Source organism: Ferranicluibacter rubi, assembly GCF_011603255.1.
Classification (GTDB): domain Bacteria; phylum Pseudomonadota; class Alphaproteobacteria; order Rhizobiales; family Rhizobiaceae; genus Ferranicluibacter; species Ferranicluibacter rubi.
Map to the genome: position 1 here is coordinate 85,451 of NZ_JAANCM010000002.1, position 25,349 is coordinate 110,799.

General features: G+C 64.3%; 26 protein-coding genes. 11 read left to right on the forward strand and 15 right to left on the reverse strand.

Annotation, left to right across the window (positions count from 1 at the left end):
• The first annotated feature begins 21 nt into the window (after window positions 1-21).
• Complete coding sequence (locus tag G8E10_RS04240) at window positions 22-630, forward strand: LysE/ArgO family amino acid transporter (RefSeq protein WP_167127995.1); 609 nt, start codon at window positions 22-24, stop codon at window positions 628-630.
• 3 nt (window positions 631-633) lie between these two features.
• Here the strand turns inward: G8E10_RS04240 and G8E10_RS04245 are convergent, their stop codons facing one another.
• From G8E10_RS04245 to G8E10_RS04280, 8 genes are all read right to left on the reverse strand, one after another.
• A complete protein-coding gene (locus G8E10_RS04245; protein ID WP_167127300.1) occupies window positions 634-1,380 on the reverse strand; it encodes an SDR family NAD(P)-dependent oxidoreductase in 747 nt (248 codons plus the stop codon).
• 3 nt (window positions 1,381-1,383) lie between these two features.
• Window positions 1,384-2,904 carry an amidophosphoribosyltransferase gene (gene purF / locus G8E10_RS04250; RefSeq protein ID WP_167127304.1) on the reverse strand — a complete coding sequence of 507 codons (1,521 nt, stop codon included), beginning with the start codon at window positions 2,902-2,904 and terminating at the stop codon, window positions 1,384-1,386.
• 139 nt (window positions 2,905-3,043) lie between these two features.
• A complete protein-coding gene (locus G8E10_RS04255; protein WP_110726467.1) occupies window positions 3,044-3,661 on the reverse strand; it encodes a CvpA family protein in 618 nt (205 codons plus the stop codon).
• 197 nt (window positions 3,662-3,858) lie between these two features.
• Window positions 3,859-5,262: a DNA repair protein RadA gene (gene radA / locus G8E10_RS04260; RefSeq protein WP_110799661.1), complete on the reverse strand. Its 1,404-nt coding sequence runs from the start codon at window positions 5,260-5,262 to the stop codon at window positions 3,859-3,861.
• The gene (locus G8E10_RS04265) at window positions 5,263-5,553 is read right to left on the reverse strand and encodes a type II toxin-antitoxin system RelE/ParE family toxin (protein ID WP_165929748.1); all 291 of its coding nucleotides are present in this window, start codon (window positions 5,551-5,553) and stop codon (window positions 5,263-5,265) included.
• The gene (locus G8E10_RS04270; RefSeq protein WP_132663537.1) at window positions 5,513-5,818 is read right to left on the reverse strand and encodes a type II toxin-antitoxin system ParD family antitoxin; all 306 of its coding nucleotides are present in this window, start codon (window positions 5,816-5,818) and stop codon (window positions 5,513-5,515) included. Before G8E10_RS04270 ends, G8E10_RS04265 begins: the two co-directional genes overlap by 41 nt.
• Before the next feature lie 57 nt (window positions 5,819-5,875).
• The gene (gene alr, locus G8E10_RS04275) at window positions 5,876-7,021 is read right to left on the reverse strand and encodes an alanine racemase (RefSeq protein WP_167127307.1); all 1,146 of its coding nucleotides are present in this window, start codon (window positions 7,019-7,021) and stop codon (window positions 5,876-5,878) included.
• Window positions 7,022-7,118: 97 nt separating this feature from the next.
• Window positions 7,119-8,621, reverse strand: coding sequence for a replicative DNA helicase (locus tag G8E10_RS04280; RefSeq protein ID WP_110727725.1), 1,503 nt, complete (start codon window positions 8,619-8,621; stop codon window positions 7,119-7,121).
• Window positions 8,622-8,931: 310 nt separating this feature from the next.
• On the opposite strand from G8E10_RS04280, the gene G8E10_RS04285 reads away from it, so the two are divergent.
• From G8E10_RS04285 to G8E10_RS04295, 3 genes are read left to right on the forward strand one after another with little or no spacing between them, the layout of a single operon-like run.
• The gene (locus tag G8E10_RS04285; protein WP_110726462.1) at window positions 8,932-9,381 is read left to right on the forward strand and encodes a MarR family winged helix-turn-helix transcriptional regulator; all 450 of its coding nucleotides are present in this window, start codon (window positions 8,932-8,934) and stop codon (window positions 9,379-9,381) included.
• 50 nt (window positions 9,382-9,431) lie between these two features.
• The gene (locus tag G8E10_RS04290; protein WP_167127998.1) at window positions 9,432-11,042 is read left to right on the forward strand and encodes an MFS transporter; all 1,611 of its coding nucleotides are present in this window, start codon (window positions 9,432-9,434) and stop codon (window positions 11,040-11,042) included.
• Window positions 11,043-11,086: 44 nt separating this feature from the next.
• Window positions 11,087-12,154, forward strand: coding sequence for an HlyD family secretion protein (locus G8E10_RS04295; RefSeq protein ID WP_167127310.1), 1,068 nt, complete (start codon window positions 11,087-11,089; stop codon window positions 12,152-12,154).
• A gap of 88 nt (window positions 12,155-12,242) precedes the next feature.
• Here G8E10_RS04295 and rplI read toward each other — a convergent pair whose 3' ends face one another.
• The 5 genes from rplI to G8E10_RS04320 all read right to left on the reverse strand — a co-directional run bounded on the left by rplI (window position 12,243) and on the right by G8E10_RS04320 (window position 16,031).
• The gene (gene rplI / locus G8E10_RS04300; RefSeq protein ID WP_110726460.1) at window positions 12,243-12,818 is read right to left on the reverse strand and encodes a 50S ribosomal protein L9; all 576 of its coding nucleotides are present in this window, start codon (window positions 12,816-12,818) and stop codon (window positions 12,243-12,245) included.
• A 34-nt stretch (window positions 12,819-12,852) separates the two neighbouring features.
• Window positions 12,853-13,821 carry a DUF2232 domain-containing protein gene (locus tag G8E10_RS04305; RefSeq protein ID WP_132446844.1) on the reverse strand — a complete coding sequence of 323 codons (969 nt, stop codon included), beginning with the start codon at window positions 13,819-13,821 and terminating at the stop codon, window positions 12,853-12,855.
• A 151-nt stretch (window positions 13,822-13,972) separates the two neighbouring features.
• Entirely contained in the window at window positions 13,973-14,221 is a 249-nt protein-coding gene (gene rpsR, locus G8E10_RS04310; RefSeq protein ID WP_062468866.1) for a 30S ribosomal protein S18, read from the reverse strand.
• A gap of 20 nt (window positions 14,222-14,241) precedes the next feature.
• Window positions 14,242-14,682 carry a 30S ribosomal protein S6 gene (gene rpsF / locus G8E10_RS04315; protein WP_092933040.1) on the reverse strand — a complete coding sequence of 147 codons (441 nt, stop codon included), beginning with the start codon at window positions 14,680-14,682 and terminating at the stop codon, window positions 14,242-14,244.
• Window positions 14,683-14,987: 305 nt separating this feature from the next.
• Window positions 14,988-16,031 carry an aldo/keto reductase gene (locus tag G8E10_RS04320; protein WP_167127313.1) on the reverse strand — a complete coding sequence of 348 codons (1,044 nt, stop codon included), beginning with the start codon at window positions 16,029-16,031 and terminating at the stop codon, window positions 14,988-14,990.
• 242 nt (window positions 16,032-16,273) lie between these two features.
• Between G8E10_RS04320 and fabD the strand changes: the two genes are divergently transcribed.
• The 7 genes from fabD to gmk all read left to right on the forward strand — a co-directional run bounded on the left by fabD (window position 16,274) and on the right by gmk (window position 23,390).
• Window positions 16,274-17,215 (forward strand): ACP S-malonyltransferase, encoded by a 942-nt coding sequence (gene fabD, locus G8E10_RS04325; RefSeq protein WP_167127316.1) that lies wholly within the window; start codon window positions 16,274-16,276, stop codon window positions 17,213-17,215.
• A 79-nt stretch (window positions 17,216-17,294) separates the two neighbouring features.
• Entirely contained in the window at window positions 17,295-18,032 is a 738-nt protein-coding gene (fabG, locus tag G8E10_RS04330) for a 3-oxoacyl-[acyl-carrier-protein] reductase (RefSeq protein WP_062594962.1), read from the forward strand.
• Between the two features lie 327 nt (window positions 18,033-18,359).
• Entirely contained in the window at window positions 18,360-18,596 is a 237-nt protein-coding gene (locus G8E10_RS04335; RefSeq protein ID WP_062468856.1) for an acyl carrier protein, read from the forward strand.
• A gap of 252 nt (window positions 18,597-18,848) precedes the next feature.
• Entirely contained in the window at window positions 18,849-20,108 is a 1,260-nt protein-coding gene (gene fabF, locus G8E10_RS04340; RefSeq protein WP_110799654.1) for a beta-ketoacyl-ACP synthase II, read from the forward strand.
• Between the two features lie 355 nt (window positions 20,109-20,463).
• The gene (gene mltG, locus G8E10_RS04345; protein WP_167127319.1) at window positions 20,464-21,666 is read left to right on the forward strand and encodes an endolytic transglycosylase MltG; all 1,203 of its coding nucleotides are present in this window, start codon (window positions 20,464-20,466) and stop codon (window positions 21,664-21,666) included.
• A 162-nt stretch (window positions 21,667-21,828) separates the two neighbouring features.
• Window positions 21,829-22,716, forward strand: a complete 888-nt coding sequence (locus G8E10_RS04350) for a YicC/YloC family endoribonuclease (RefSeq protein ID WP_167127322.1) — start codon at window positions 21,829-21,831, stop codon at window positions 22,714-22,716.
• Between the two features lie 2 nt (window positions 22,717-22,718).
• The gene (gene gmk / locus G8E10_RS04355) at window positions 22,719-23,390 is read left to right on the forward strand and encodes a guanylate kinase (protein WP_092933051.1); all 672 of its coding nucleotides are present in this window, start codon (window positions 22,719-22,721) and stop codon (window positions 23,388-23,390) included.
• A gap of 42 nt (window positions 23,391-23,432) precedes the next feature.
• Here gmk and rsmA read toward each other — a convergent pair whose 3' ends face one another.
• Together rsmA and pdxA are read right to left on the reverse strand one after the other, a co-directional pair.
• Window positions 23,433-24,272 (reverse strand): 16S rRNA (adenine(1518)-N(6)/adenine(1519)-N(6))-dimethyltransferase RsmA, encoded by an 840-nt coding sequence (gene rsmA, locus G8E10_RS04360; RefSeq protein WP_167127325.1) that lies wholly within the window; start codon window positions 24,270-24,272, stop codon window positions 23,433-23,435.
• Window positions 24,272-25,339 carry a 4-hydroxythreonine-4-phosphate dehydrogenase PdxA gene (gene pdxA / locus G8E10_RS04365; protein ID WP_167127329.1) on the reverse strand — a complete coding sequence of 356 codons (1,068 nt, stop codon included), beginning with the start codon at window positions 25,337-25,339 and terminating at the stop codon, window positions 24,272-24,274. The genes rsmA and pdxA overlap by 1 nt, the downstream gene beginning before the upstream one ends.
• Window positions 25,340-25,349 lie beyond the last annotated feature (10 nt).

The following is a 25,349-nucleotide window of genomic DNA, read 5'->3' on the forward strand; positions in this document are numbered from 1 at the left end:
CCTGCCTCACTGCTCGACGACATGACCCTGAGCGCTTTCACGACCGGTCTCGTCATGGGCCTCACCCTCATCGTCGCCATCGGCGCACAGAACGCTTTCGTGCTGCGGCAGGGTTTGCGCAACGAGCACATCTTCGCGGTCTGCCTCGCCTGTGCCGTGTCCGATGCTGCCCTGATCGCCCTGGGTGTCACGAGCTTCCGCCAGATCGCGCAGATCCTGCCGGGGATCGACCCGTTCATGCGCTATGGTGGCGCCGCGTTCCTGTTCGTCTACGGTGCACGCAGCCTCCTGTCGGCCATTCGCGCTTCGGGTGCTCTCGATATTTCAGGGCAGACGGGCCGCGGCCTTGGCGTCACGCTGGCCACCTGTCTAGCCCTTACCTGGCTCAACCCGCACGTCTATCTGGACACCGTCGTCCTGCTCGGCACCATTTCGACGCGGTTTCCCGGTGCGCAGGGCGCGTTTGCAGCCGGCGCGATGTCCGCATCGTTCCTGTTCTTCTTCTCGCTCGGCTACGGTGCTCGCCGCCTGCGGCCGCTCTTCGAGAAGCCGGCGGCATGGCGCATCCTGGAGGCGATTATCGGCATCGTGATGTTCGCGATCGCGCTGAGGCTTGTGATGGGATTGTAGCGGCTATTCCGGCAGGCGATAATCCACGATCCGCTTCTCGCGAACCACGAACAGCTTGCCGGTCTCGGTCTGGTCCGGCCCGACGAGCGGCAGCAGTGCGCGGGCGATCTCGGACGGGTGCGGGACGGTTTCCGGATCCTCGCCCGGCATGGCCTGCGCCCGCATGGCCGTGCGCGTACCACCCGGATCGACCGAGAGGATGCGCAACGGCAGGCGTTGGGTTTCCCCGGCCCATGTCCGCGCCAGCGCCTCGACGGCCGCTTTGGAGGCGGAGTAGGGGCCCCAGAACGGTTTGCACTTGTGCGCGGCCGACGAGGAGAGGATGAGCGCACGCCCGGCATCCGACTGGATCATCAGCGGCTCCACCGTGCGGATCAGTCGCCACGTCGCGGTGACATTGATCGTCATCACCTTTTCGAACACCTTCGCCTCGACATGGCCGATCGGCGAGATCGTGCCGAGCACGCCGGCATTGGCGACGAGAATGTCGAGCCGGCCCCAGCGCTCGTGGATCGCCGCACCCAGCCGGTCGATCGCCTCCATATCGGCAAGATCGAACGGCACCAGCGTGAGCGGAAGGCCGCCCTCGGCCTTGACCGCATCGTCCAGCTCTTCGAGGCCGCCGACGGTCCGCGCGCAGGCGATCACCTGTGCGCCGGCACGTGCCAACTCAAGCGCCGTGAAATAGCCGATGCCGCGCGAGGCGCCGGTAACGAGGGCAATGCGCCCCTTCAGGTCGATCGGGTTCATGCGTCAGCCGTTGCTCGCCATGACGGACAGCTTGCGGACGTTGCTGGTCCCCTCGCGATCGAGAAGGCGCGTCGGATAATCGCCCGTGAAGTAATGGTCGGTGAACTGCGGCGCCTTCGGGTTGCGCGGCTCGCCGCCGACAGCCCGGTAGAGACCGTCGATCGACAGGAACTCCAGCGAATCCGCGCCGATGAAGGCGCACATGGAGGCTAGGTCCGCATGCTGGTTGGCCAGCAGCTTCTCGGCGTCCGGCGTATCGATCCCGTAGAAATCCGGATGGTAGATCATCGGGCTTGCGACGCGGATATGCACTTCCAGCGCACCCGCCTCGCGGATCATCTGGACGATCTTCAGCGAGGTCGTGCCGCGCACGATCGAATCGTCGATCAGAACGACCCGCTTGCCCTCGATCATCGCGCGGTTGGCGGAGTGCTTCAGCTTCACGCCGAAGGCGCGGATCGACTGGGTCGGTTCGATGAAGGTACGCCCGACATAATGGTTGCGGATGATGCCGAGTTCGAACGGAATGCCGCTCGCCTGTGCAAAGCCGATCGCCGCCGGGGTGCCGCCATCGGGAACGGGTACGACGACATCCGCCTCGACCGGGGCTTCCTTGGCGAGGTTGATGCCCATGTTCTTGCGGGCGACATAGACGTTACGGCCGCCGACGACCGAATCGGGCCGGGCGAAATAGACATATTCGAACAGGCAGAGCCGCTCCGGCATCGGCGCTTCCGCCTTGCGCGATTCGATGCTGATCGAACCATCCGGCTGGATCTCGCAGATCACGACCTCGCCATTCTCGACATCACGCACGAACTTCGCGCCGATGATGTCGAGCGCGCAGGTCTCGGAAGCAAAGATCGGCTTGCCGTCGAGTTCGCCCATCACGAGCGGGCGGATGCCGTAGGGATCGCGCGCCGCCATCAGCTTGGTGCGGGTCACGGCGAGCATCGAGTAGCCGCCCTCGACCTGGCGAATCGCATCGACGAAACGCTCGCCGGAGCCGGCATGCTTGGAGCGGGCGATGAGGTGCAGCACGACTTCGGTATCCGAGGTCGATTGACAGATGGCGCCATCGGCGATCAGCTGGCGGCGCAGCGTCAGGCCGTTGGTCAGGTTGCCGTTATGCGCGATCGCGATACCGCCGACCTCGAGCTCGGCAAACAGCGGCTGCACGTTGCGCAGCGCCACTTCGCCGGTCGTCGAGTAGCGCGTATGGCCAATGCCGATGAAGCCCGGCAGTTTGGCGAGCGTGGCGGGATCCGTGTAGTGGTCGCCGACGAGGCCCATCCGCTTTTCTGTGTAGAACTGCCGCCCGTCGAAGGTGACGATGCCGGCCGCTTCCTGTCCGCGATGCTGCAGCGCGTGCAGGCCGAGCGCCGTCAGCGTGGCGGCGTCCTCATGCCCGAGGATACCGAAAACGCCGCACTCTTCGTGCAGCGTATCGCCGTCCATCTCGTCATGGATCTCGGTCGCACGCAGGTTTTTGGCGGCGGCAGTGGGGGACTGGGGCAGGGTCATCGCGGTATCACCTTTTTCTCGGCGGGTGCGGTTGGCATATCGTAGCGCGTCATCGCGCCTTCAACCAGTAATACCGGCGAAAAGAGCGATGAAACGACAACAGCCCGCAAAGCGGGCTGGCATCTCTGGCGCAGGCGCGTCAGTTGTTGGTCGTCGGCGCAGCGGGCGCAAGGGCCGGCGCATCGTCGGATGGCACCGGCTCGTTCGGCGGCGTCGTCCCGTCCAGCTCGCCTTCGGGCGTCGGCTTGCCGGTCAGGCGGTTCACCACGGTCGTGCCGACATCTTCCGGAAGCAGCGCTACGAGCTTCGTGCCGAGATTGTCGAGCAGCGGCTTCGATTTCGCCTGGATGACCCAGGTTGGCTGCTGCTCGGGCTTCACGATCCAGTTGAAGAACAGCATGGCGACGACGATCAGAAGAACGCCGCGCGCCGCGCCGAACAGGAAGCCGAGCGTGCGATCGAGCGCGCCGATGCGGCTGTCGATGATGAAGTCCGCGATCCGCATGGTGATGAAGGAGATGATGATCAGGGCGACGAGGAAGATGACGCCGGCCGAACCGGCCGTGGCGATGGCATCGCTCGTCGTGTACTGCGCGGCATAGGGCTTCAGGTAGGGATAAAGGAAATAGGCGGACGCTGCGGCGCCGAGCCAGCTGGCGACCGAAAGCACCTCGCGCGAGAAGCCGCGGACCATCGCAAGGACGGCCGAGAACAGCGCGACACCGATCACGATCCCGTCGAGAATGGTTATGGGCATGGTCGTCCTACTCCGAACAAGCGCCAGGCGGGGTCCGCACCGGGGCATCTGCAGTCATCGCACGTGAACCCGGCTCCGATCTCTCGCGGAACCGGACGCAGCATCTATACCGAAACGGCGGCCGTGTCCCGATATGCTTTGGCCCGAGATTATCGGGCCGTGGCCGAGCGACCGTCTTGCGGTGTCCCGCCGTCCGGTCAGTCGTCCTCATCCGTCTGGCGCAGAGCACCCTTGGCACCGGCGATGCGCGCGACCAGATCCGGCAGGCTCTCCATCTCGCTCCACACCATCCCCGAGCCCTTGGGCAGATCGGGGGAGGCGGAAGGCAGGACAGCTTGCGAGAAGCCGAGTTTCTCGGATTCCTTCAGGCGCTGGGCCGTATGCGCAACCGGCCGGATGGCCCCGGACAGGCTGATTTCGCCGAAATAAACGCAATCGGTGGGAAGGGCAAGACCGGCAAGCGAGGAAACCAGTGCGGAAGCCACGGCAAGGTCCGCCGCGGGCTCCGCGATACGGTATCCGCCGGCCACGTTGAGGTAGACGTCGTGCTGCCCGAGCCGCACGCCACAATGGGCTTCCAGCACCGCGAGAATCATCGACAGCCGCGCTGAATCCCAACCCACCACAGCGCGGCGTGGCGTTCCGAGCGAGGTCGGCGCCACCAGTGCCTGCACTTCCACCAGCACCGGCCGCGTGCCTTCCATGCCGGCGAACACGGCAGCACCCGGCGATTTCGCATTGCGCTCGCCGAGGAAAAGCTCTGAGGGATTGGTGACCTCGCGCAGGCCCTTGTCCGACATCTCGAACACGCCGATCTCGTCCGTCGGCCCGAAGCGGTTCTTTACCGTGCGCAGAATGCGGTAATGATGCCCACGGTCGCCCTCGAAATAGAGGACGGCATCGACCATGTGCTCAACCACACGCGGACCGGCGATCTGGCCTTCCTTGGTGACGTGGCCGACGAGCACGACGGTGGCGCCGGTCTGCTTGGCGAAGCGGATCATCGCCTGCACGCCGGTGCGAACCTGCGTCACCGTGCCCGGCGCCGAATCGACGACGTCGCTCCACAGCGTCTGAATGGAATCGACGATGAAGAGATCCGGTCGCTTGCCCTCCGACACCGTCGCGAGGATGTCCTCGACATTGGTCTCGGCGGCCAGCAGCACGTCGGTATCCGCAGCGCCGAGCCGCTGGGCCCGCAGCCGCACCTGCGCCACGGCTTCTTCGCCCGAGACATAGATGATACGATGGCCGTTGCGCGAAAGAGCTGCCGCCGCCTGCATGAGAACCGTGGATTTGCCGATGCCCGGATCGCCGCCGATCAGCACCGCCGACCCGCGCACGAAGCCGCCGCCGAGCGCCCGGTCGAACTCCGAGATACCGGTCGTGATGCGCGGCGCATCCTCCGTCTCGCCGGAAAGGGTGGTGAGCGCCACGGGACGCCCCTTCTTCGGCGTCTTGCCCGGCCCGCCGCCGATGCCGCCCAGCGGGTCCTCCTCGACGATGGTGTTCCACTGTCCGCAGCCCTCGCACTTTCCCACCCAGCGGGAGGTGACGGTGCCGCAATTCTGGCAGATGAAATTCGTTCTGGCCTTGGCCATTCAGTCGGTATCGCTTTCGGTAAAAGTTGAGGCGAAGATGGTCCGGCGTCCGTGAAGGACGCGCAGGACGTTGAGGTCTGTTTCAGTGACGAAAAAATAGATGCGGCGCTCGCGATAGACGAAATACCGCAGACCGAGAACGATGTCGCGGCTGGTGCCGATGAGGCCGAGGCCTGCCATCCTTTCGATGTGATCCGTCAGGTCGGTTATGAAAGCGTCGGCTGCGACCGGGTTCTCTTCTGCAATGTACTCAAAGGCGTCCGCCAGGTCTTTCAGTGCGCGACGGCTCATGTTCAGGCGCCGAGCGAGCATCTTGTCGTTTCCGTGCGAGTGCGAGGATATGTTTCTTCAGGTCGCCAACCTTCTCGAACGTGACGTACCGCCCTGCCTCGATACCGTCCTCGCCGATCTTGATGAGGCGCCGCAGTTCCTCGTCCTCTTCCCGCAGAACCTGAAGTCCGGCACGGATCACATCGTCGGCGGTGCGATAGGCACCCATCTGCAGCTGCCCTTCGATGAAGGCGCAATCTTCGTCGCTCAAATGGATGTCAGTCATTCTGATCTCCCTTTGTTCTCTTCTAGCGTATCTCAAACGGCATTCCAAGATGCCGCGTCAAACTTCCTCGTCGGCCTCGCGATAGGCGCGATCGTAGCGGTGGCCGAGGCTTGTCAGCAGTTCGTAGCCGATGGTTCCACCAGCCCGCGCGACGTCGTCGAGCGCGATGTTGCGTCCGAAGAGTTCGATGTAATCGCCTGCACGCACGGCATTTTCCGGCAGGTCCGTCACGTCGAACAGGCTGAGATCCATGGTGACGCGGCCGACATGGGGAATCCTGCGGCCATGCAGGAAGCCATAAGCGCCGGAGGGTGCCGCCTGCCGCAGGGCGACGCCGCTGCCGGAAACCGAGCGGTGGTAGCCATCGGCATAGCCGACCGAAGCGATGGCGATGCGGCTGTCGCGGGCAAAGGCGGCGGTGGCGCCGTAGCTCGCCGAACCGCCCTCCGCAACCGACCGCACCTGGATGATCCGCGCCTCCGCGGTCACGACCGGCGTCATCGGGTTGGCCATTCCGTTGACTGCCTCGCCGCCATAGGTGGCGATGCCCGGGCGGGTGAGGTCGAAATGATAGTCCGGCCCGAGATGAACGCCCGCGGAATTGGCAAGGCTCGCCTCGACGCCCTCGAAGGCCGTGCTGACCTCGCGGAAGGCCGCGAGCTGCCGCGCGTTAAGCGGGTGCGCGGGGTCGTCGGCGCAGGCGAGGTGGCTCATGACCAGCATCGGCGAGAAGCTTGCCGGGCGCGCCGGGTCGGAGGCGAGCGCCATCGCTTCTTCCATGGAAAGGCCGAGCCGGTTCATGCCGGTGTCCACATGCAGCACGCAAGGGTGATCGCCATGCTCGGAAAGGGCGGCCATGAAGAAGGCGAGCTGCTCCTCGGAATTGATGACGGGCACCAGCCCGTTTTCGAAGAACAGCGGCTCGATGCCGGGCCAGAGGCCGGCGAGCACATAGATGCGGCCCTCGGGCACCAGCGGGCGGAGGTCGACACCCTCTTCGGCATTCGCTACGAAGAAATCCCGCGCCCCGGCCCTGTAAAGCGTCTCCGCCGCCGCCTCGATCCCGATCCCATAGGCATCGGCCTTCAGCACGGCCGCCGCCCGCGCACGTCCCGACCGCGCCTTCATCTGGCGCCAGTTATCGGCCAGCGCCTGCAGGTCGATGGTCAGGCGGTTCGCCGCAGCGGAAAAGACGTCGTCCATGATACCCTCGGAAGTTTGCGGGGAGCGAGCCCATTGAATGCGGACACACTCTCAGGCCTCGCTCACCTCAGCGAGATAGCGCCATCCCCCATCCCGATCAATGCTCCTCGTACTGCGTGAACGAGGGGTCGGCGAGGTCGGTGAAGCGGGTGAATTCGGACTGGAAGGCGAGTTTTACCGTGCCGGTCGGTCCGTGGCGCTGCTTGGCGATGATGACGTCGGCGGTGCCCTTCACCTTCTCGAAGGTCTGCTTCCATTCCTCGTATTTCGGGTCGAACTCGTCGCGCGGCTCCATGTTCTTCACATAGTATTCCTCGCGGAACACGAAGAGCACGACGTCGGCGTCCTGCTCGATCGAGCCCGATTCGCGAAGGTCGGAGAGTTGCGGGCGCTTGTCTTCGCGGCTTTCCACCGCACGCGACAGCTGGGACAGCGCGATGATCGGAACGTTCAGCTCCTTGCCGAGCGCTTTCAGGCCCGTCGTGATCTGGGTGATTTCCTGCACGCGGTTCTCTCCGGATTTGCCGGCACCCGTCATCAGCTGGATATAGTCCACCACGAGGCAATCGAGCCCCCGCTGGCGCTTGAGGCGGCGTGCACGCGCGGAAAGCTGGGCGATCGAGATACCACCGGTCTGGTCGATATAGAGCGGCACCTTCTGCATCATCTGGGCGCAGGCGACCAGCTTTTCGAAGTCGTGCTCGGTGATTTCGCCGCGGCGGATCTTGGAGGAGGAGACTTCCGTCTGCTCGGAGATGATACGCGTCGCCAGCTGTTCGGACGACATTTCGAGCGAATAGAACCCGACGACGCCGCCATTCTTCGCCTTGTACGAGCCGTCCGCCTGGATCTCGGGCTCGTAGGAGGCCGCGATATTGTAGGCGATGTTGGTGGCGAGCGAGGTCTTGCCCATGCCGGGACGTCCGGCGAGCACGATCAAGTCGGAGCGCTGCAGGCCGCCCATCTTGCCGTCGAGCGAGTGGATGCCGGTGGAGATGCCCGACAGGTGGCCGTCGCGCTCGAAGGCCTGGCCGGCCATGTCGATCGCCAGCGCCACGGCGTCGTTGAACGCCTGGAAGCCGCCGTCGTAGCGGCCGGTTTCGGCCAGCTCGAACAGGCGTCGTTCGGCATCCTCGATCTGCCCCTGCGGCGGCATGTCCAAGGGCGCGTCGAAGGCGATGTTGACCATGTCCTCGCCGATGGTGATCAGCGAGCGGCGCAGCGCCAGATCGTAGATCGCCCGGCCGTAATCCTCGGCATTGATGATCGTCACGGCATTTGCGGCGAGCTGTGCCAGATACTGCGAAATCGTCATGTCGCCGACCTTCTGGTCGGGGGCAAGGAACGTCTTCACGGTCACGGGATGGGCGGTTTTGCCCATGCGAATGATGTCGCCTGCGACCTCGTAGATCTTGCGGTGCAGCGGCTCGTGCAGGTGCACCGGCTTCAGGAAGTCCGAGACGCGGTAGAAGGCGTCGTTGTTAACGAGGATCGCGCCGAGCAGGGCCTGTTCCGCCTCGATATTGCTCGGAGCTTCCCGGTACTGGGGTTCCATGGGCTGTTGGCTCATCGCCGCCACTCTGCGCGCTGCTTCATTCATCGTCATCTCTCGTCTGTACCGCTTGAGGGCCTGTGATTGGCTGATCGGGACACGGTGTCAAGCGATGGGGCCGCCTGTTACCGCTCTCCACAGCCGCAGGGAGGGTACGGTGGAAATCGGTCCCGTCTGCGCCATCTCTGCTTGACCGGCCACCGGATATGCCACGGCAGCGAATCGTTTCGGCAGGATACGCCAAACGACCGCCGCATGAAATGCGGTGGACAGCCCGATGACGGCTTGAAATGGCCGACGCTCTGTATTACTTCGACCACACATAGTTAGTACACTACTATTATGGAAAGAGTAGCAGTTGACCGATCTCGCAAATCGCGCTTTGTTCGATGCCCTGCAATCCGTGAACCGGAAGCTGCGCGCCGTCTTCGATGCCAAGGTCAAGGAGCGCGGGCTGACCCTGTCGCGGGCCCGCGCGCTGTTCGCGCTGTCGCGTCGTGACGGACTGAACCAGCGCGAGCTTGCCGAAGAGCTGGCGATCGAGACGCCCACGATCGTGCGGCTTCTGGACGGCATGGAGGCGCAGGGCTTCATCGAGCGCCGGGTGGAAAAGTCCGACCGGCGCGCCAAGCAGATCCACATGACGCCGATGGGGCGGGCGCTGGCTGAGGAGATCGAGGTCATCGCCTGCGGCATCCGCGCAGACCTCCTCTCCGGCGTCAGTCTTCAGGACAAGGAGACCGCGCTCGCGGTTATGACGGCGATGGCGGACAACATGATCCTGATCGGGCGGGAGAGCGTCTCGTGACCAGCACCATCACGTCCTCGATAGAGAACCGGCCGGCTTCCGAGCCCGAGATGCCAGCCCCCACACAGCCGGCAACCATACCGCAGCCAGCCGTGCACATCTCGCGCGGGCGCGCCTCGCTCTACATGTTCACATCCGTGCTGATGTTCCTGACGCAGGGCCTCGGCATGAACCTTTTGAACGCCAATCTCTACCAGCTTCAGGGCGCCTTCTCGGCGACCGTCAACGAACTCGCCTGGCTGTCGGCGGCCTATATGGCGCCCTATGCCAGCCTATCGGTCGCGCTCTTCAAGATCCGCACGCAATACGGCCTGCGCCGTTTTGCCGAACTCGGCATCCTCTGCTTCGTCTTTGCGGCTTTCGCCAATCTCTTCGTGTCCGACCTGCATTCCGCGTTGATCATCCGCTTCGTCAACGGCGTCGCGGCCGCGCCGCTCTCCACCATCGGCATTCTCTACATGCTGGAGGCGTTTCCGCCGGCGAAGAAACTTTCCATGGGCCTCAGCCTCGCGGTCATGAACACGCTGCTGTCGGCGCCCCTCGCGCGCATCATCTCGCCGGCGCTGATGGAATATGGCGGCTGGCGTGCGCTCTATACGTTCGAGGTGGCGCTGGCGCTGATCGCGCTGCCCTTCATCTACCTGTTGCCGGTCACAGCCCCGCCCCGTGCGAAAGTCATCCAAACGCTCGATATCTTCAGCTATCTCATCCTCGCGGGCGGCTTCGGCTGTCTCGCCATCCTCCTGTCGCTCGGGCGCTTCTACTGGTGGTTCGAGGCGCCTTGGCTCGGCGTGCTTCTGGCCTGCGCCATCGGCCTGCTCTCGGTCTTCGTCGCCATCGAGATCAACCGGTCACAGCCGATGCTCGACCTGCGCTGGATCTTCTCCTGGCCGAACATCCACATGGCCGGTGTCCTGATCCTGTTTCGCACCGTCTCCTCCGAGCAGACGACGACGGTCTCGGGCTTCTATCAGCAGATCGGCCTGCTAAACGACCAGACGATGCTGCTCTATGCGATCGTGCTCGCGGCCTCGGTCGCAGCGGGGCTGTTCTGCACCTTCCTCATGGTGAAGAAACAGCTCGATCTCGCCCATGTCATCGCGCTGCTTCTCATCGGCGCCGGTGCCTGGCTCGACAGCCAGTCGACCAACCTGACCCGGCCGGAGCAGATGTATCTGAGTCAAGCTCTGGTGGCGGCGGGCGCCGCGATGTTCCTGCCACCGGTGATGACGACGGGTTTCGGCGCAGCACTCGCCAAGGGACCCATCTACGTCGTCAATTTCATCGTTATCTTCCTGTTCACCCAGAGCCTCGGCAGCTTGATGGCCTCGGCCGCGCTCGGCACCTTCGTCACCATTCGCGAGAAATTCCACTCCAACCTTCTGGCCGAGCAGATCATGCTGTCGGACCCGCTGGTCGCCAACCGCGTGACGCAGCTGGCCGGCTCTTACGGCAAAGTCATCACCGACAAGACGCTTCTGAATGCCGAGGGACTGCAGCTTCTGACACAACAGGTCAGTCGCGAGGCCTATGTGCTCGCCTATAACGATGCGTTCTTCGTCATCTTTATCGGCTGTGCGATTTCGCTCGCCATTCTCGTCAGTCACCTGATCTGGCGCCGTCTGGTCGCCTCTTCCGACCCGGCAGCCGTCCTGGCCTGATTTCAACATCCTTTCATTGAAGCCGCCTTCAAACAGAGTCCACCATGTCCAAGTTCACCCGCTCTCCCGTTACCATCCTCGTCCTCCTCGCCGGCGTCATCGGCGTCCTGCTGGTGCTCTATGCCTGGCGGTTGCCGCCCTTCGTGACCTCGGTGGAAACCACGGACAACGCCTATGTCAAAGGCTACGTCACCATCATGAGCCCGCAGGTCGCGGGCTATGTGGTGGAGGTTCCCGTTCGCGATTATCAGGCGGTGAAGGAAGGCGACGTGCTCGCCCGCATCGACGATCGCATCTACCAGCAGAAGGTGGCGCAAGCTCGCGCGACGCTTGCCGGACAGAAGGCGGCGCTCGACAATTCGCGCCAGCAGGAAGCCTCCGCCAAGGCCAGCATCGCCTCCAGCGATGCGCAGGTTCTCGGGGCGAAAGCCGCCTTGCGCAGGGCGGAGCTGGCCTCCGAACGCGTGAACCAGCTGGCGGCGCGCAGCGTTGCCTCCACCAGCGAGGTCGAGTCGGCGCAGGCGACATTCGAGCAGGCAAAAGCGGCGGAAGCGCAGGCCGAGGCCGCGGTCGAGGTCAACCGCCAGGCGCTCGCCACCATCATCGTCAACCGCGGTTCCCTGCAGGCCGCCGTGGCGGGCGCTGAAGCGTCCGTCGAGCTTGCGGAGATCGACCTTGCAAATACCGCTATCCGTGCGCCCCGCGACGGGCATCTCGGCGAAGTCGGCGTTCGTCTCGGACAATATGTGACGGCCGGAACCCAGCTGATGTCGGTGGTGCCGAGCGAGCTTTGGGTGGTTGCCAACTACAAGGAAACCCAGCTTGACGGCATGAAGGTCGGCCAGCCTGTCACCTTCTCGGTCGATGCGCTGGAGCACCAGAGGCTGACCGGTCATGTGCAGCGCTTCTCGCCGGCCGCCGGCTCCGAGTTCAGCGTCATCCGTCCCGACAACGCTACGGGCAACTTCACCAAGATCGCCCAGCGCGTCGGTGTCCGCATCTCCATCGACCCGGGCCAGGCGGCGGCCGAACGGCTCGCCCCCGGCCTGTCGGTCGTCGTGCGCATCGACAAGTCGCTCGATCCCGATGCGAAGATCGCAGACGCCGAGTGACGGCGTCATAATAAGGCATGGCTGAAACGACAAAGGCCCCGGAGCGGCGAACGCTCCGGGGCCTTTGTCATGATCGATTCGCGAAGGCTTATTCTTCGTCGTTGTCGAATTCGGCTTCCGGGTTGAAGAAGTCTTCCGGACGCAGGGCATCTTCGTCGACGCCGTAGATGGCATCGGCGGAGTTGAGGTTTTCACCCTTGGCCTGGCGCTCGGCTTCGTCGGCCGAACGGGCAACGTTCATCGTGACCGTGATCTCGACTTCGGCATGCAGGTGGATCTTGACCGGGTGCAGGCCGATCGACTTGATCGGGTTGTTCAGGTCGACCTGGTTACGGCCGACGTTGAAGCCTTCGGCAGCAACCACTTCGGCAACGTCGCGAGCCGCGACCGAACCGTAGAGCTGGCCGGTTTCGCCGGCGGAGCGAACGACGTTAAAGCTCTTGCCGTCGAGCTGTTCGGCAACCGCCTGGGCTTCCGACTTGCGCTCGAGGTTGCGGGCTTCGAGCGTTGCGCGCTCGCTTTCGAAACGGGCCTTGTTGCCGGCATTGGCGCGCAGCGCCTTGCCGAGCGGCAGCAGGTAGTTACGGGCAAAGCCGTCCTTGACCTTGACCGTTTCGCCCATCTGGCCGAGCTTTGCTACGCGTTCGAGAAGAATGACATCCATGGTTTTGTCCTTTCAGGTATCAGGTTTCTTGAGTTTATTCAGGCGTCTTTCCCGTCGGCTTTCCCGGAGACAGCGCGATCGCTCGGCGTGTGTCCATGAGGCCCGACAGGAGGAAGAAGAAGGCGGGAATGGTGAAGAGCAGCACGGAGAGGTAGCCGAGCCACAGCACCGGTAGCCGCCAGGACTTGCCGCGGGTGCGGAAGTGGAAGACGGCGAAGCCGGAGAGCAGGAAGCCGGCGCCGAACGTGCCGCAGACGAGAGCACCCACGGCACCCGCCGCACCACCGGCAAAGGTCAGCACAAGCCCGCCGAGAAAGGCGAAGATGGCGAAGCGATGCATCCGCAACGTCGAGGGAATATCCTCGCGGGGACGCAGGCTGCGACCGGACATCTGTACGATGCGCGTTGCCGTGTAATAGGCCGCAAACAACATCAATACCCAGAGCGCACCCTGAACCATCGGCAGCGCGACGCTGAAGACGGCCTTGATCTGCGCGAGAGCGGCGGGATCCGGATTGTAGGTCGGTTCCTGGCTCTTCAGCGCTTCGATAACCATATCGACCATGCCGGCCGCGGTTTCCGTGCTGTAGCCAAGCACGACGCCGATGATCAGCATGCCCCCGGCAACGAGCCCGGAAAGATGGGTGAGGATATCGGAGAGCGGATACCACGCCATGGCGTCGTCGGGGCCGCCGATCTCGCTTGCCGGCCGCGCAAGGTTTGCCAGATGCGACAGCCAAGCGGCGGGGATGAGCGTGACGACGAGAATAAGCAGCGCGAAATAAGGAGAGACGGCAATGGCCGCAAGAAAACCCGCAACGACGACGGCGACGATGGCAGCCGCATTGCCCCAGCCGAGCCCGGCGATCAGGATCGGCAGCGCAGAGGCGGCATAGAGAACGATGGCGAGCGAGGAGGGCGTGGTTGCGCCGAACGACAGGAACGCGGCGGTAACGCCGGCCAGAATGCCGGTGAGCAACGATGTCCTGTTGATGGCTGTCACGTGTCGCTGTCCTGCTCTTCGGCAGTTAGAGGACTTGACGTCCCCAACATGGGTTTTGGCGCTCGAAGCGCTCAGGTCCGATCCGCGCCCATCGCGGAAGGGAGAAAGCGGCCGATCCGGGATCGGCCGCTTTCGTCAATAAAAGCCTGACTTACGAAAGAACGTAGGGCAGGAGGCCGAGGAAACGGGCGCGCTTGATGGCCTGGGCCAGTTCGCGCTGCTTCTTCTGGGAAACGGCGGTGATGCGCGAAGGTACGATCTTGCCGCGCTCGGAAATGTAGCGCTGCAGGAGGCGTACGTCCTTGTAGTCGATCCGCGGAGCGTTTGCGCCCGAGAAGGGGCAGGTCTTGCGGCGGCGATGGAAGGGGCGGCGTGCCGGAGCGGAGGAGATGTCAGCCATTGTCTATAATCCCTTCGATCTTAAACGCGGTCTTCGCGCGGACGGCGCGGACGGTCTTCACGGTCGCCATCGCGGCGCGGACGGTCGCCGAAGCCACGGTCCGGACGGTCGCCGTCACGGCGCGGACGGTCGTCGCGGTCGCGCTTCTGCATCATGGCGGACGGGCCGTCTTCATGCTTTTCGACAGCGATGGTCATGTAGCGAAGAACGTCTTCGTTAATGCGCATCTGGCGCTCGACTTCGTGGACGGCCGGTGCCGGAGCATCGATGTCCATGAGGACGTAGTGAGCCTTGCGGTTCTTGGCGATACGGTAGGTGAGGGACTTGAGGCCCCAGTTTTCCACCCGGCCGACCTTGCCGCCATTGGCTTCGATCACACCCTTGTACTGTTCGACGAGGGCTTCGACCTGCTGTGCGGACACGTCCTGGCGGGCCAGGAACACATGTTCATAGAGAGCCATGATTGGCTTACCTTTCTTGCGTTTAACGTCACCCGGCAACGGCGCTAAGCCTCAACGACTGTTCTTAAAGACGCGCGAGCGCCGGCAAGAAAGTGTTGTTTCGAGACGGTCGAGAGCGGAGACACGGGAGGCTGGATCCCTTCAGGATCCCGACAGGCACTACAAGAGCGCCGGCCCTCCGTTCAGCCACCAGCCAGATAACCGGGTGTTTCGAACACGGCGGCTTATACGCGGATTCTCCGGAATTGCAAGACCGGAGATCCACGTATCGAGAGCGCGCTGTTAACGTGGGCGCAGGATGCCGATCAGATCGGCATCGGGTAGAGGCGGTGGATCCGGCGAATGCCGTTGACCAGTTCCGGTGTCAGCACGAGATCGGCGGCGCCGAGATTGATCTCCAACTGCTCCATCGACGTCGCGCCGATGATGGCGGAGGTCGTGAAGGGGCGCGCGAGCACGAAGGCGAGCGCCAGCTGCGATGGGTCGATGCCGTGGTCGCGGGCGAGCGCCACATAGGCCTCGACGGCCGGCTCCTGATGCGGTGTGAAGCGACCGCCGAGATCGCCATTGATCGACAGGCGGCTGCCATCCGGCCGCGATCCACCGATATATTTGCCCGACAGAAGGCCGGCAGCAAGCGGAGAGTAGGCAAGAAGCCCGACCGATTCGTGATGCGACAGCTCGGCAAAGTCGAGATCATGCGGGCGATACAGAAGATTGTACTCGTTCTGCGCGGAGGCGACGCGTGTCAGCCCGTGGCGCTCGGCGAGATCGAGCAGCTTCTGCGTGCCCCAGACCGTATCGTTGGAGACGCCGATCGCCCGGATCTTGCCCGCCTTCACCTGTGCATCCAGCGCATGCAGCAGCGCGCCGAGATCCTCGACCACCTTGTCGGTGTCCTGCTTGCTCGGATCGTAGCTCCAAGAATTGCGGAAGTGATAATGTCCGCGGTTCGGCCAGTGCAGCTGGTAGAGATCGACATGATCCGTCTGCAGCCGCTGCAGGCTGGCGTCGAGCGCCGTCGCGATGCTGTCCGCCGTCATCGGCCCGCCGCCGCGAATGTAGTTGCGACCCGACCCGGCGATCTTCGTCGCGAGCACGATCCGGTCGCGGTTGCCGCGCTCCGCCATCCAGTTTCCGATGATCCGCTCGGTCCCGCCATAGGTCTCTTCCGACAGTGGCGTCGTCGGATAAAGCTCCGCCGTGTCAATGAAGTTCACCCCGGCCTCGACCGAGGCGTCGAGCTGGGCGAAAGCCTCGTCCTGCGTGTTCTGCGATCCCCACGTCATGGTCCCCAGGCAAATGGTGGAGACCTCGATGCCGGTGCGGCCGAGTTGTTTGTACTGCATGAAGGAATGACCTTGTCGAACGCGACCGGAGACCCGGCCCCTTGTGATCCACGAAAGAGGCTGGCGCCCCTGCTGCGACGCAACATAATCGGCATGGAGGCAAGGTCAAGCGCTTCGGAAGACCCCGTCGAAGTCTCGCGATTCCTTCACGAGGTCGTGCTTCCGCAATGCCGTTTCCCCTCGCTGCTTGACTTCCAGAGCCTTAATGTGAATGGAGAAGCCAAAAATTCAGGAGGTTCCTCATGGCGATCGCGTTTACGTTTCCGGGGCAGGGCAGTCAGGCGGTTGGCATGGGGCGGGATCTGGCGGAGGCTTTTCCCGAAGCGTCCGCGGTTTTTGCCGAGGTTGACGATGCGCTGGGCGAGAAGCTGTCCGATGTGATGTGGAACGGGCCGGAGGATCAGCTGACGCTGACGGCGAATGCACAGCCGGCACTGATGGCCGTCTCGGTCGCGGCGATCCGGGTTCTGGAAGCGCGCGGGCTCGATCTCGCAAAGCATGTCGATTTCGTCGCCGGCCACTCGCTCGGCGAATATTCGGCCCTCTGCGCCGCCGGCACCTTCTCGCTGGGCGATACCGCCCGCCTCCTGCGGATTCGCGGCAATGCCATGCAGGCGGCCGTGCCCGTGGGCAAGGGCGCGATGGCGGCGATCATCGGGCTCGATCATGACGCCGTCCAGGCGCTCTGTGCCGAAATGTCGGAGATCGGCCCCTGCCAGATCGCCAACGACAATGGCGGCGGGCAGATCGTGATTTCCGGCGACAGGCAAGCCGTGGAAAAGGCCGCCAAGCAGGCAAGCGAGAACGGTGCGAAGCGCGCCATCATCCTGCCTGTGTCCGCTCCGTTCCATTCGGCTCTGATGGCGCCGGCAGCCGATGCCATGCGCGAGGCGCTGGCCAAGGTCGAGCGCCGCGATCCCGTGGTGCCGCTCATCGCCAACGTGCGTGCCGCTCCGGTCACCTCGGCCGACGAGATCGTCGATCTCCTGGTCGAGCAGGTGACGGGACAGGTGCGCTGGCGCGAAACCGTGGAATGGTTCGGCGCAAATCGTGTGACGACCCTCTACGAGGTCGGTTCCGGCAAGGTCCTGACCGGGCTCGCACGCCGCATCGACAAATCCGTCACGGGGCTTGCGGTCAATTCGCCGGCCGATATCGAGGCCGTTCTCGCGGCTGTGCTCTGAACGCTCGCGGTTGCGGGCAGGTGATCCCGACGTCGGCTGAGACGCCGCCTTAGGGAATCGAAGATAAAGGAAGATGATCATGCTCGACCTGACAGGCCGTAAAGCCTTGGTGACCGGCGCCTCCGGCGGCATCGGCGAAGAAATTGCCCGTATCCTGCATGCGCAGGGCGCGACCGTCGGTCTGCACGGTACCCGCGTCGAAAAGCTGGAAGAACTCGGCAATGCGCTCGGCGAGCGCGTGCACCTGTTCCCGGCCAACCTGTCGGATCGGGACGCCGTGAAGGCGCTGGGCGAAAAGGCCGAGAGCGAACTCGGCGGCGTCGACATTCTCGTCAACAATGCAGGCATCACCAAGGACGGCCTGTTCGTCCGCATGAGCGATGCCGACTGGGATGCCGTACTGGAGGTCAACCTGACCGCCGTGTTCCGTCTGACCCGCGAGCTGACCCACCCGATGATGCGCCGCCGCCATGGCCGCATCATCAACATCACTTCCATCGTCGGCGTCACCGGAAATCCGGGGCAGGCGAACTATTGCGCCGCCAAGGCCGGCATGATCGGCTTTTCCAAGTCGCTGGCCCAGGAAATCGCGACCCGCAACGTGACGGTCAACTGTGTCGCCCCGGGCTTCATCGAAAGCGCGATGACCGGCAAGCTGAACGACAAGCAGAAGGACGCCATCATGGGGGCCATCCCGATGAAGCGCATGGGCACCGGTGCCGAGGTGGCAAGCGCCGTCGCCTATCTCGCGTCCAACGAGGCCGCTTACGTCACCGGCCAGACGATCCACGTCAATGGTGGCATGGCGATGATCTGAGTCGGGTGCGGGAAGGACCGATCGCGGGTAGCGAAATTGCCCGTAAATGCTTGTTGAGCAAGGATTGGCGTCCCAAATTCGGACTTTGCGCGGCCGTTAAACCGTGTTAATCGGGCCGTAGTGGTCTGGACGGCGCGGGGCTTTCGCCCTTTGCCGCACGGTCCGAACGGATCACGGAGAAGACGCGGATGCCGGCTCGCTGGAGCCCGTCCGGGCTCTCCCGGTTTGAAAGATTGCCGGTTGAACCGCAGTGGTTTAACAGGCTTTGGCAAGGGAACGCTTTCGGGCGCCCCTGATAAAGAGAAAACGAAGGTCGAGGAATCCGACATGAGCGACATCGCAGAACGCGTAAAGAAAATTGTCATTGATCATCTTGGCGTCGATGCCGAAAAGGTAACTGAAGGCGCAAGCTTCATCGACGATCTCGGCGCGGACTCGCTCGACACGGTCGAACTGGTCATGGCCTTCGAAGAAGAATTCGGCGTTGAAATTCCGGACGACGCTGCCGATTCGATCCTGACCGTCGGCGACGCCGTCAAGTTCATCGAGAAGGCCCAGGCTTAATCGCCTAGTCTGAACGAACGGGTGCGGCGGGCGCGAAAGCAGCCCGCCCGCTCATCCCGGTGACGCCGGTTCTGGTCCTGCCAGGAGGCCGGTCTGTTCATCCGGACCTGGAAGAGCCCTCGGGCAGCCCGGATGTGGCTGCAGCCATCGGGGCAGACGCGACGAGGTCCCGCCGCGGGACCGGCTCCGTCGGCCGGCAGCGATCATTCGCGCCGGAGCATATCGAGACCTTACGAGGATGGATCGCGGTTCATGAGACGTGTCGTTATCACCGGTACCGGCATGGTATCGCCGCTGGGTTGCGGAACGGAAGCCAGCTGGGCGAGACTGATCGCCGGCGACAACGCCGCCCGTACCGTCACCGAGTTCGACGTTTCGGATCTCCCCGCCAAGATCGCCTGCCGCATTCCCTTCGGCGATGGTTCCAACGGCACGTTCAATGCCGATGACTGGATGGAACCGAAGGAACAGCGCAAGGTCGATCCCTTCATCATCTATGCCATGGCTGCGGCCGATATGGCTCTGGACGACGCGGGCTGGCACCCCAAGACCGACGACGACCAGATCGCCACGGGCGTGATGATCGGGTCCGGCATCGGCGGTCTCGAGGGCATCGTCGAGGGCGGCTACACGCTGCGCGACAAGGGCCCCCGCCGCGTTTCCCCCTTCTTCATTCCCGGCCGCCTGATCAACCTCGCCTCGGGCCAGGTCTCGATCCGCCACAAGCTGCGCGGCCCCAATCACTCCGTCGTCACCGCCTGTTCGACCGGCGCGCACGCCATCGGCGATGCCTCCCGGCTGATTGCGCTCGGCGATGCCGACGTCATGGTGGCTGGCGGCACGGAATCTCCCATCTCCCGCATCGCGCTTGCCGGCTTCGCCGCCTGCAAGGCGCTCTCGACCCAGCACAACGACGATCCGACCAAGGCCTCGCGCCCCTATGACAAGGACCGTGACGGCTTCGTCATGGGCGAGGGGGCCGGCATCGTCGTTCTGGAAGAACTCGAGCACGCCAAAGCGCGCGGCGCGAAGATCTATGCCGAGATCGTCGGCTACGGTCTCTCGGGCGACGCCTTCCACATCACCGCGCCGTCCGAGGACGGCGACGGGGCCTATCGCTGCATGAAGATGGCGCTGAAGCGCGCGGGCCTGCAGCCCTCCGATATCGACTACATCAACGCCCACGGCACCTCGACCATGGCCGACACGATCGAGCTTGGCGCCGTCGAACGGGTCGTTGGCGACAGTGCATCCGGCATCGCCATGTCCTCGACCAAGTCGGCGATCGGGCACCTGCTGGGGGCTGCCGGCTCTGTCGAGGCGATCTTCTGCGCGCTCGCCATTCGCGACAATATCGCGCCGCCGACGCTCAATCTCGACAACCCTTCTGTCGAGACGGCCATCGATCTCGTGCCGCATACGGCGCGCAAGAAGACAATCGATGTCGCGCTGTCGAACTCCTTCGGCTTCGGCGGCACCAATGCCACGCTGGTCATCCAGCGTTACGCCTGAGGCTCCTCGCGCAGACGTGATCGCAAACCGATCGTTGGCACCGGACGATATTGTCCGGTGCCAACGATCCGGTCCTGTTTTTCGCCGCATTGCTCGTCTCAAAACAGCTCCCTGATCCACCGCGACCGGCCGTCTTCAAGGGCTCGGTCGAATGCGGCAGGTCACCAGAATAGAGCACCGCAGGTCGGTGTCGTCTTTTGGCGAGAGACATGCTAGGGGTGGCCACGCTCGCGCACGGCGGCCCCGTCAGGCTGGCGGCCTGTCTCGATCGTTTTTTCGCTGTCCCGAACCTCTTCCGGAGTTCGCATCGGGAAGCGGGGCGTGCAGGATTGCGAACTCCGGATGCAGGACAGGCGTGAACGACGGACAAGAAAACAGCACGGCTCCGAGCGGCCGGAACGAGGGCGGCACCAAGGGGCCGATCATTCCGAAATCGCCGATCGAGGCTCTGCGACCGGAAAAGGTTCCGCAGCCCCCCAAGCGCTCGCGCAAGGCGCGCAGCCAGGTGGTCATCTTCCTCAACTTCCTGATGACGGTCATCGTCGTGCTGACGCTGGTGGCAGCAGGCACGGCCTATTACGCCATGACCTCCTACGAGGCACGGGGACCGCTTGTCGCCAACAGCAATTTCATCGTGCGCAACGGCGCCGGTATTGCCGAGATTGCCTCGAGCCTGGAGCGCAACCAGATCGTCTCCGACGGCCGTGTCTTCCGCTTCATGTCGGAAGCCTATCTGGATGACGAGACCCTGAAGGCGGGCGAGTACGAGATCAAGGCGGGCGCCTCGATGCAGGAGATCATGGAGCTTCTGAAGTCGGGCAAGTCGATCCTCTATTCGGCGTCCCTTCCCGAAGGGCTCACCGTTAAGCAGATGTTCCGCAAGCTGCAGGACGATCCGATCCTCGAAGGCGACCTGCCGGCAAACCTTCCGGCCGAGGGCACGTTGAGGCCGGATACCTACAAGTTTTCGCGCGGCACCAAGCGCGCCGAGATCGTCGCCCAGGCGACGGCCGCACAGAAGACCATCGTTGACCAGATCTGGGCGAAGCGCGACGAGAAGCTGCCGATCAAGACGCGGGAGGAGTTCGTCACGCTCGCCTCGATCGTGGAGAAGGAAACCGGCATCGCCGACGAGCGCTCGCGCGTCGCCTCGGTCTTCCTCAACCGCCTCGACAAGGGCATGCGGCTGCAGTCCGACCCGACGATCATCTACGGCATCTTTGGCGGCGAGGGGAAACCGGCGGATCGCCCGATCCTGCGCTCCGATCTCGAAAAGAAGACGCCTTACAACACCTATGTCATCAAGGGTCTGCCCCCGACGCCGATCGCCAATCCCGGCAGGGCCGCGCTGGAGGCTGTCGCCAATCCCTCGCGCACCGCCGATCTCTACTTCGTAGCGGATGGCACGGGCGGCCACGTCTTTGCGACCACGCTCGACGATCACAACGCCAATGTCCGCCGCTGGCGCAAGCTGGAAGCGGAGAAGGCCAGCGCCGCCAAGGCGGCCGGCGCGGCAGCTCCACCGGCAGACGCCGCAGAGGCGCCTGTCCAGAACTGAGTCTCCCCCAGGCCTTCCAAGCCTTACCTTTAACCCGGCCCCGGAACGTCACCTTGTGGATGACGCGTCGGGGCCGGGCCCGCTTTCGCAATAGGCCTTGCGGGCGCAGTCGTTGCAGCCTTAAACAGAACGCTCGCTTATCCCCAAGGAGTCCCCCCCCCCATGCCCTTGCAGTCCATGACGGGATTTGCCCGCCGCGAGGGTACGTCCGGCCGCAGCCGCTGGGCCTGGGAATTGCGCTCGGTCAACGGCAAGGGTCTCGACCTGAAGCTGCGCCTACCCGGTGGGCTCGAAGCGCTCGATGCCGATATCCGGCGACGGATCGCCGCTCGCTTCTCGCGCGGCAACATGCAGGTCGGCCTCAGCCTCAATGCCGGGGAAACGCAAATCCAGACGACCATCAACCAGACGGCGCTCGCCTCCGTCCTGTCGCTGCGCGAGCAATTGCGCGATGTGATCGACCCCGCGCCGCTGAAGCTCGACACGCTGCTTGCCATCCGCGGCGTCATCGACTTCAAGGAGCCGGAAGAGAGCGAGGCCGACAAGACGGCGCGGGAAACGGCCGTCCTCGCGGGGCTCGACCTCGCACTCGCCGATCTCGCCGCAATGCGCGAAAGCGAAGGCACGGCGCTCGAACAGGTGCTCCTGCTGGAGATCGGCGAGATGGAGACGCTGCTGAGCGCGATCGAGGCCGATCCGTCGCGGACCCCCTCGGCCATCACCGCAAGGCTCGTCCAGCAGATCGACTGGCTGACGAGCCATGCCGCCACGCTCGACCGCGACCGCCTGTATGCGGAAACGGCGCTGCTGGCGGCCAAGGCCGATGTCCGCGAGGAGCTCGATCGGCTGCGGGCGCATATTATGGCCGCTCGCGCGCTTCTGTCGAAAGGCGGCCCCATCGGACGCAAACTCGACTTTCTTTGCCAGGAATTTAACCGGGAAACCAATACGATCTGTTCGAAGTCCACCTCCGCCGCCGTCACGGCCGCAGGCGTCGACCTCAAGGTCGTCATCGACCAGTTCCGCGAACAGGTCCAGAATCTGGAGTAATGATGAGACCCGCCGAAACACCCACGAAGGCTTCAACGATTGCGCGCCGAGGCCTGATGCTTGTCATCTCCTCGCCGTCCGGCGCCGGTAAGTCCACCATCGCCCGCAACCTGCTGGAGGCCGATCCGGAGATGAGCATCTCCGTCAGCGTCACCACGCGCAAGCGCCGCCCGAGCGAGATCGACGGTCGTCACTATCACTTCAAGTCGATCCGCGAGTTCGAGGGCCTGCGCCAGACGGAAGCCCTGCTGGAATGGGCCGAGGTTCACGGCAACTTCTACGGCACGCCGCGCGATGCGGTGGAGGAGGCGATGTCGGAAGGCCGCGACATGCTGTTCGACATCGATTGGCAGGGCGCCCAGCAGCTTCAGGACAAGATGTCCGGCGACGTCGTCTCGATCTTCATTCTGCCGCCAACCATGGCAGAGCTTCAGTCTCGCCTGCACCGCCGCGCCGAGGATACGGACGAGGTCATCGCCACGCGCCTCGCCAATTCCCGCGCCGAAATCGAGCACTGGCTGGAATACGACTACATCGTCGTCAACGAGGATCTTGACACAGCCTTCGCCGCCGTCCGCGCCATCGTCGAAGCCGAACGCCTCCGCCGCGACCGCCGCCCCGGCCTGTTCGAGTATGTGCAGGGCTTGCTGACGGAAACGCCGAAGCTCGTCTAAACGCTCTACCGGAGGCGTGGGAATTGCGCTTCTCGAATGCGCTTAAAGACAGTTCGCCAACCGGCAGAATTCCTCGACCGACAATGTCTCGGCCCGCCGCTGCGGGTCGATTTCCGCCTTGGCGAGCAGCGTTTCCCCGCCAAGCGATTTGACGCTCTGGCGCAGCATCTTGCGCCTCTGGCCGAAGGCGGCCTGCGTCACGCGTTCCAGTGCTTCGATCCGGCAAGGGATCGGGTTTTCGCGCGGCTCCAGGTGCACGACGGTCGAGGTGACCTTGGGTGGCGGCGTGAAGGCTTGCGGGGGGACGTCGAAGGCCATGCGTGCCTCGGTGCGCCAGCCGGCGAGCACGCCCAGCCGACCGTAGTGGTCGTTCGTCTCGTCCGCCACGATCCGCAGGCCCACCTCGCGCTGGAACATCAGCGTCATCGAGGCGTAGAAGGGCGGCCAGACGTCGGATGTCAGCCAGTTCACGAGCAGCTGCGTGCCGATGTTGTAAGGCAGGTTGGCGATGATGCGGATCGGGCCTCTAGCGCTGGCCTCACGCGCCAGTTCCGCGAAATCGACCTTCAGCGCATCCCCCTCGATGACCTCCAGCCGACCGGGATAATGATCGGAAATCTCGGCAAGCGCCGGCAGGCAGCGGCTGTCGCGCTCGATGGCGATCAGCTTGCGGACGCCGAGCGACAGAATCGCGCGCGTCAGCCCGCCGGGACCGGGACCCACTTCGATGACGGTCGCATCTTCGAGCGGACCCGCCGTTCGCGCGATCTTCTGGGTGAGGTTGAGGTCGAGGAGGAAGTTCTGGCCGAGCGCCTTCTTGGCGTCCAGCCCGTGGCGCTGGATCACGTCGCGCAGCGGCGGCAGTCCGTCGATGGCGGCCATCAGGAGGCGCTCTCGATGCCGGCGTTTTCGATGTCGGCGCGCTCGGTATCGGCAAGCTCGCGCGCCATGCGCAGCGCCGCAACGAGGCTGTCCACACGCGCGATCGTGCGTCCGTCCAGCCGCTGCCCGGCGATGCCGAATGCAGTGCCATGGTCGGGCGAGGTGCGGATGAAGGGCAGGCCGAGCGTGACGTTGACGCTGTCGTCGAAGCCCAGCGCCTTGGCGGGGATCAGCGCCTGATCGTGATACATGCAGAGCGCGACGTCGTAGGTGGCGCGCGCCCGGTCGTGGAACATCGTGTCGGCGGGCAGGGGGCCGACGGCGTCGATCCCCTCGGCCTGAAGGCGTTCGACCACGGGGCGGATGATGGCGTCGTCCTCAAGCCCCAGCGCGCCGCTCTCGCCGGCATGCGGGTTGAGCCCGGCGATCGCAAGGCGTGGTGCGGCGATGCCGAAGCGGGCCTTGAGATCGGCTGCGGTGATGACGGCCGTCCGGTAGATGAGGTCCGCTGTCAGCAGACCCGGCACGTCCTTGAGGGGAATATGGATCGTTACCGGTACGGCCCGAAGTTTCGGGCCTGCGAGCATCATGATCGGCAGCAGCGGCTTGTTGCGCGCGACGCTGCCAAGTTCTGCCAGGAACTCGGTATGTCCGGGAAAACGAAAGCCCGCTGCATAGAGCACGGATTTGGCGATGGGGTTGGTGACGACAGCGGCCGTCTGGGAGGCCAGCGTCATCTGTACGGCCGTCTGGATTGCCCCGATGACCGCCGGCGCATTGGCGCTGTCGGCACGGCCCGCGATCACGGGCGCCGGGCAGGCGATGGGGAGCACGGGAAGGCTCGTGGCAAAGATACCTGCGGCCGAGCGGTGGTCTGCCTCGGCAATGGACACGTCAAGGCCGAGCAGGCGTGCCCGTTCGGCAAGAACCGTGGGATCCCCGATGAAGAGAAAGGGAGCAAGCCCCAGCGCGTCTCGGTGCGTCCAAGCGTCCAGCGTGACGTCGAGCCCGATACCGGCCGGGTCGCCCATGGTCAGGGCAAGCGGCGCCCGGGTCTCGTCTGTCATGATGGTCCGG

Coding starts and splice junctions, on each gene's coding strand:
- G8E10_RS04240 (WP_167127995.1), top strand. CDS start 22: ATGACCCTGAGCGCTTTCACGACCGGTCTCGTCATGGGCCTCACCCTC.
- G8E10_RS04245 (WP_167127300.1), bottom strand. CDS start 1,380: ATGAACCCGATCGACCTGAAGGGGCGCATTGCCCTCGTTACCGGCGCC.
- purF (WP_167127304.1), bottom strand. CDS start 2,904: ATGACCCTGCCCCAGTCCCCCACTGCCGCCGCCAAAAACCTGCGTGCG.
- G8E10_RS04255 (WP_110726467.1), bottom strand. CDS start 3,661: ATGCCCATAACCATTCTCGACGGGATCGTGATCGGTGTCGCGCTGTTC.
- radA (WP_110799661.1), bottom strand. CDS start 5,262: ATGGCCAAGGCCAGAACGAATTTCATCTGCCAGAATTGCGGCACCGTC.
- G8E10_RS04265 (WP_165929748.1), bottom strand. CDS start 5,553: ATGAGCCGTCGCGCACTGAAAGACCTGGCGGACGCCTTTGAGTACATT.
- G8E10_RS04270 (WP_132663537.1), bottom strand. CDS start 5,818: ATGACTGACATCCATTTGAGCGACGAAGATTGCGCCTTCATCGAAGGG.
- alr (WP_167127307.1), bottom strand. CDS start 7,021: ATGGACGACGTCTTTTCCGCTGCGGCGAACCGCCTGACCATCGACCTG.
- G8E10_RS04280 (WP_110727725.1), bottom strand. CDS start 8,621: ATGAATGAAGCAGCGCGCAGAGTGGCGGCGATGAGCCAACAGCCCATG.
- G8E10_RS04290 (WP_167127998.1), top strand. CDS start 9,432: ATGCCAGCCCCCACACAGCCGGCAACCATACCGCAGCCAGCCGTGCAC.
- G8E10_RS04295 (WP_167127310.1), top strand. CDS start 11,087: ATGTCCAAGTTCACCCGCTCTCCCGTTACCATCCTCGTCCTCCTCGCC.
- rplI (WP_110726460.1), bottom strand. CDS start 12,818: ATGGATGTCATTCTTCTCGAACGCGTAGCAAAGCTCGGCCAGATGGGC.
- rpsR (WP_062468866.1), bottom strand. CDS start 14,221: ATGGCTGACATCTCCTCCGCTCCGGCACGCCGCCCCTTCCATCGCCGC.
- rpsF (WP_092933040.1), bottom strand. CDS start 14,682: ATGGCTCTCTATGAACATGTGTTCCTGGCCCGCCAGGACGTGTCCGCA.
- G8E10_RS04320 (WP_167127313.1), bottom strand. CDS start 16,031: ATGCAGTACAAACAACTCGGCCGCACCGGCATCGAGGTCTCCACCATT.
- fabD (WP_167127316.1), top strand. CDS start 16,274: ATGGCGATCGCGTTTACGTTTCCGGGGCAGGGCAGTCAGGCGGTTGGC.
- fabG (WP_062594962.1), top strand. CDS start 17,295: ATGCTCGACCTGACAGGCCGTAAAGCCTTGGTGACCGGCGCCTCCGGC.
- G8E10_RS04335 (WP_062468856.1), top strand. CDS start 18,360: ATGAGCGACATCGCAGAACGCGTAAAGAAAATTGTCATTGATCATCTT.
- fabF (WP_110799654.1), top strand. CDS start 18,849: ATGAGACGTGTCGTTATCACCGGTACCGGCATGGTATCGCCGCTGGGT.
- G8E10_RS04350 (WP_167127322.1), top strand. CDS start 21,829: ATGCCCTTGCAGTCCATGACGGGATTTGCCCGCCGCGAGGGTACGTCC.
- gmk (WP_092933051.1), top strand. CDS start 22,719: ATGAGACCCGCCGAAACACCCACGAAGGCTTCAACGATTGCGCGCCGA.
- rsmA (WP_167127325.1), bottom strand. CDS start 24,272: ATGGCCGCCATCGACGGACTGCCGCCGCTGCGCGACGTGATCCAGCGC.
- pdxA (WP_167127329.1), bottom strand. CDS start 25,339: ATGACAGACGAGACCCGGGCGCCGCTTGCCCTGACCATGGGCGACCCG.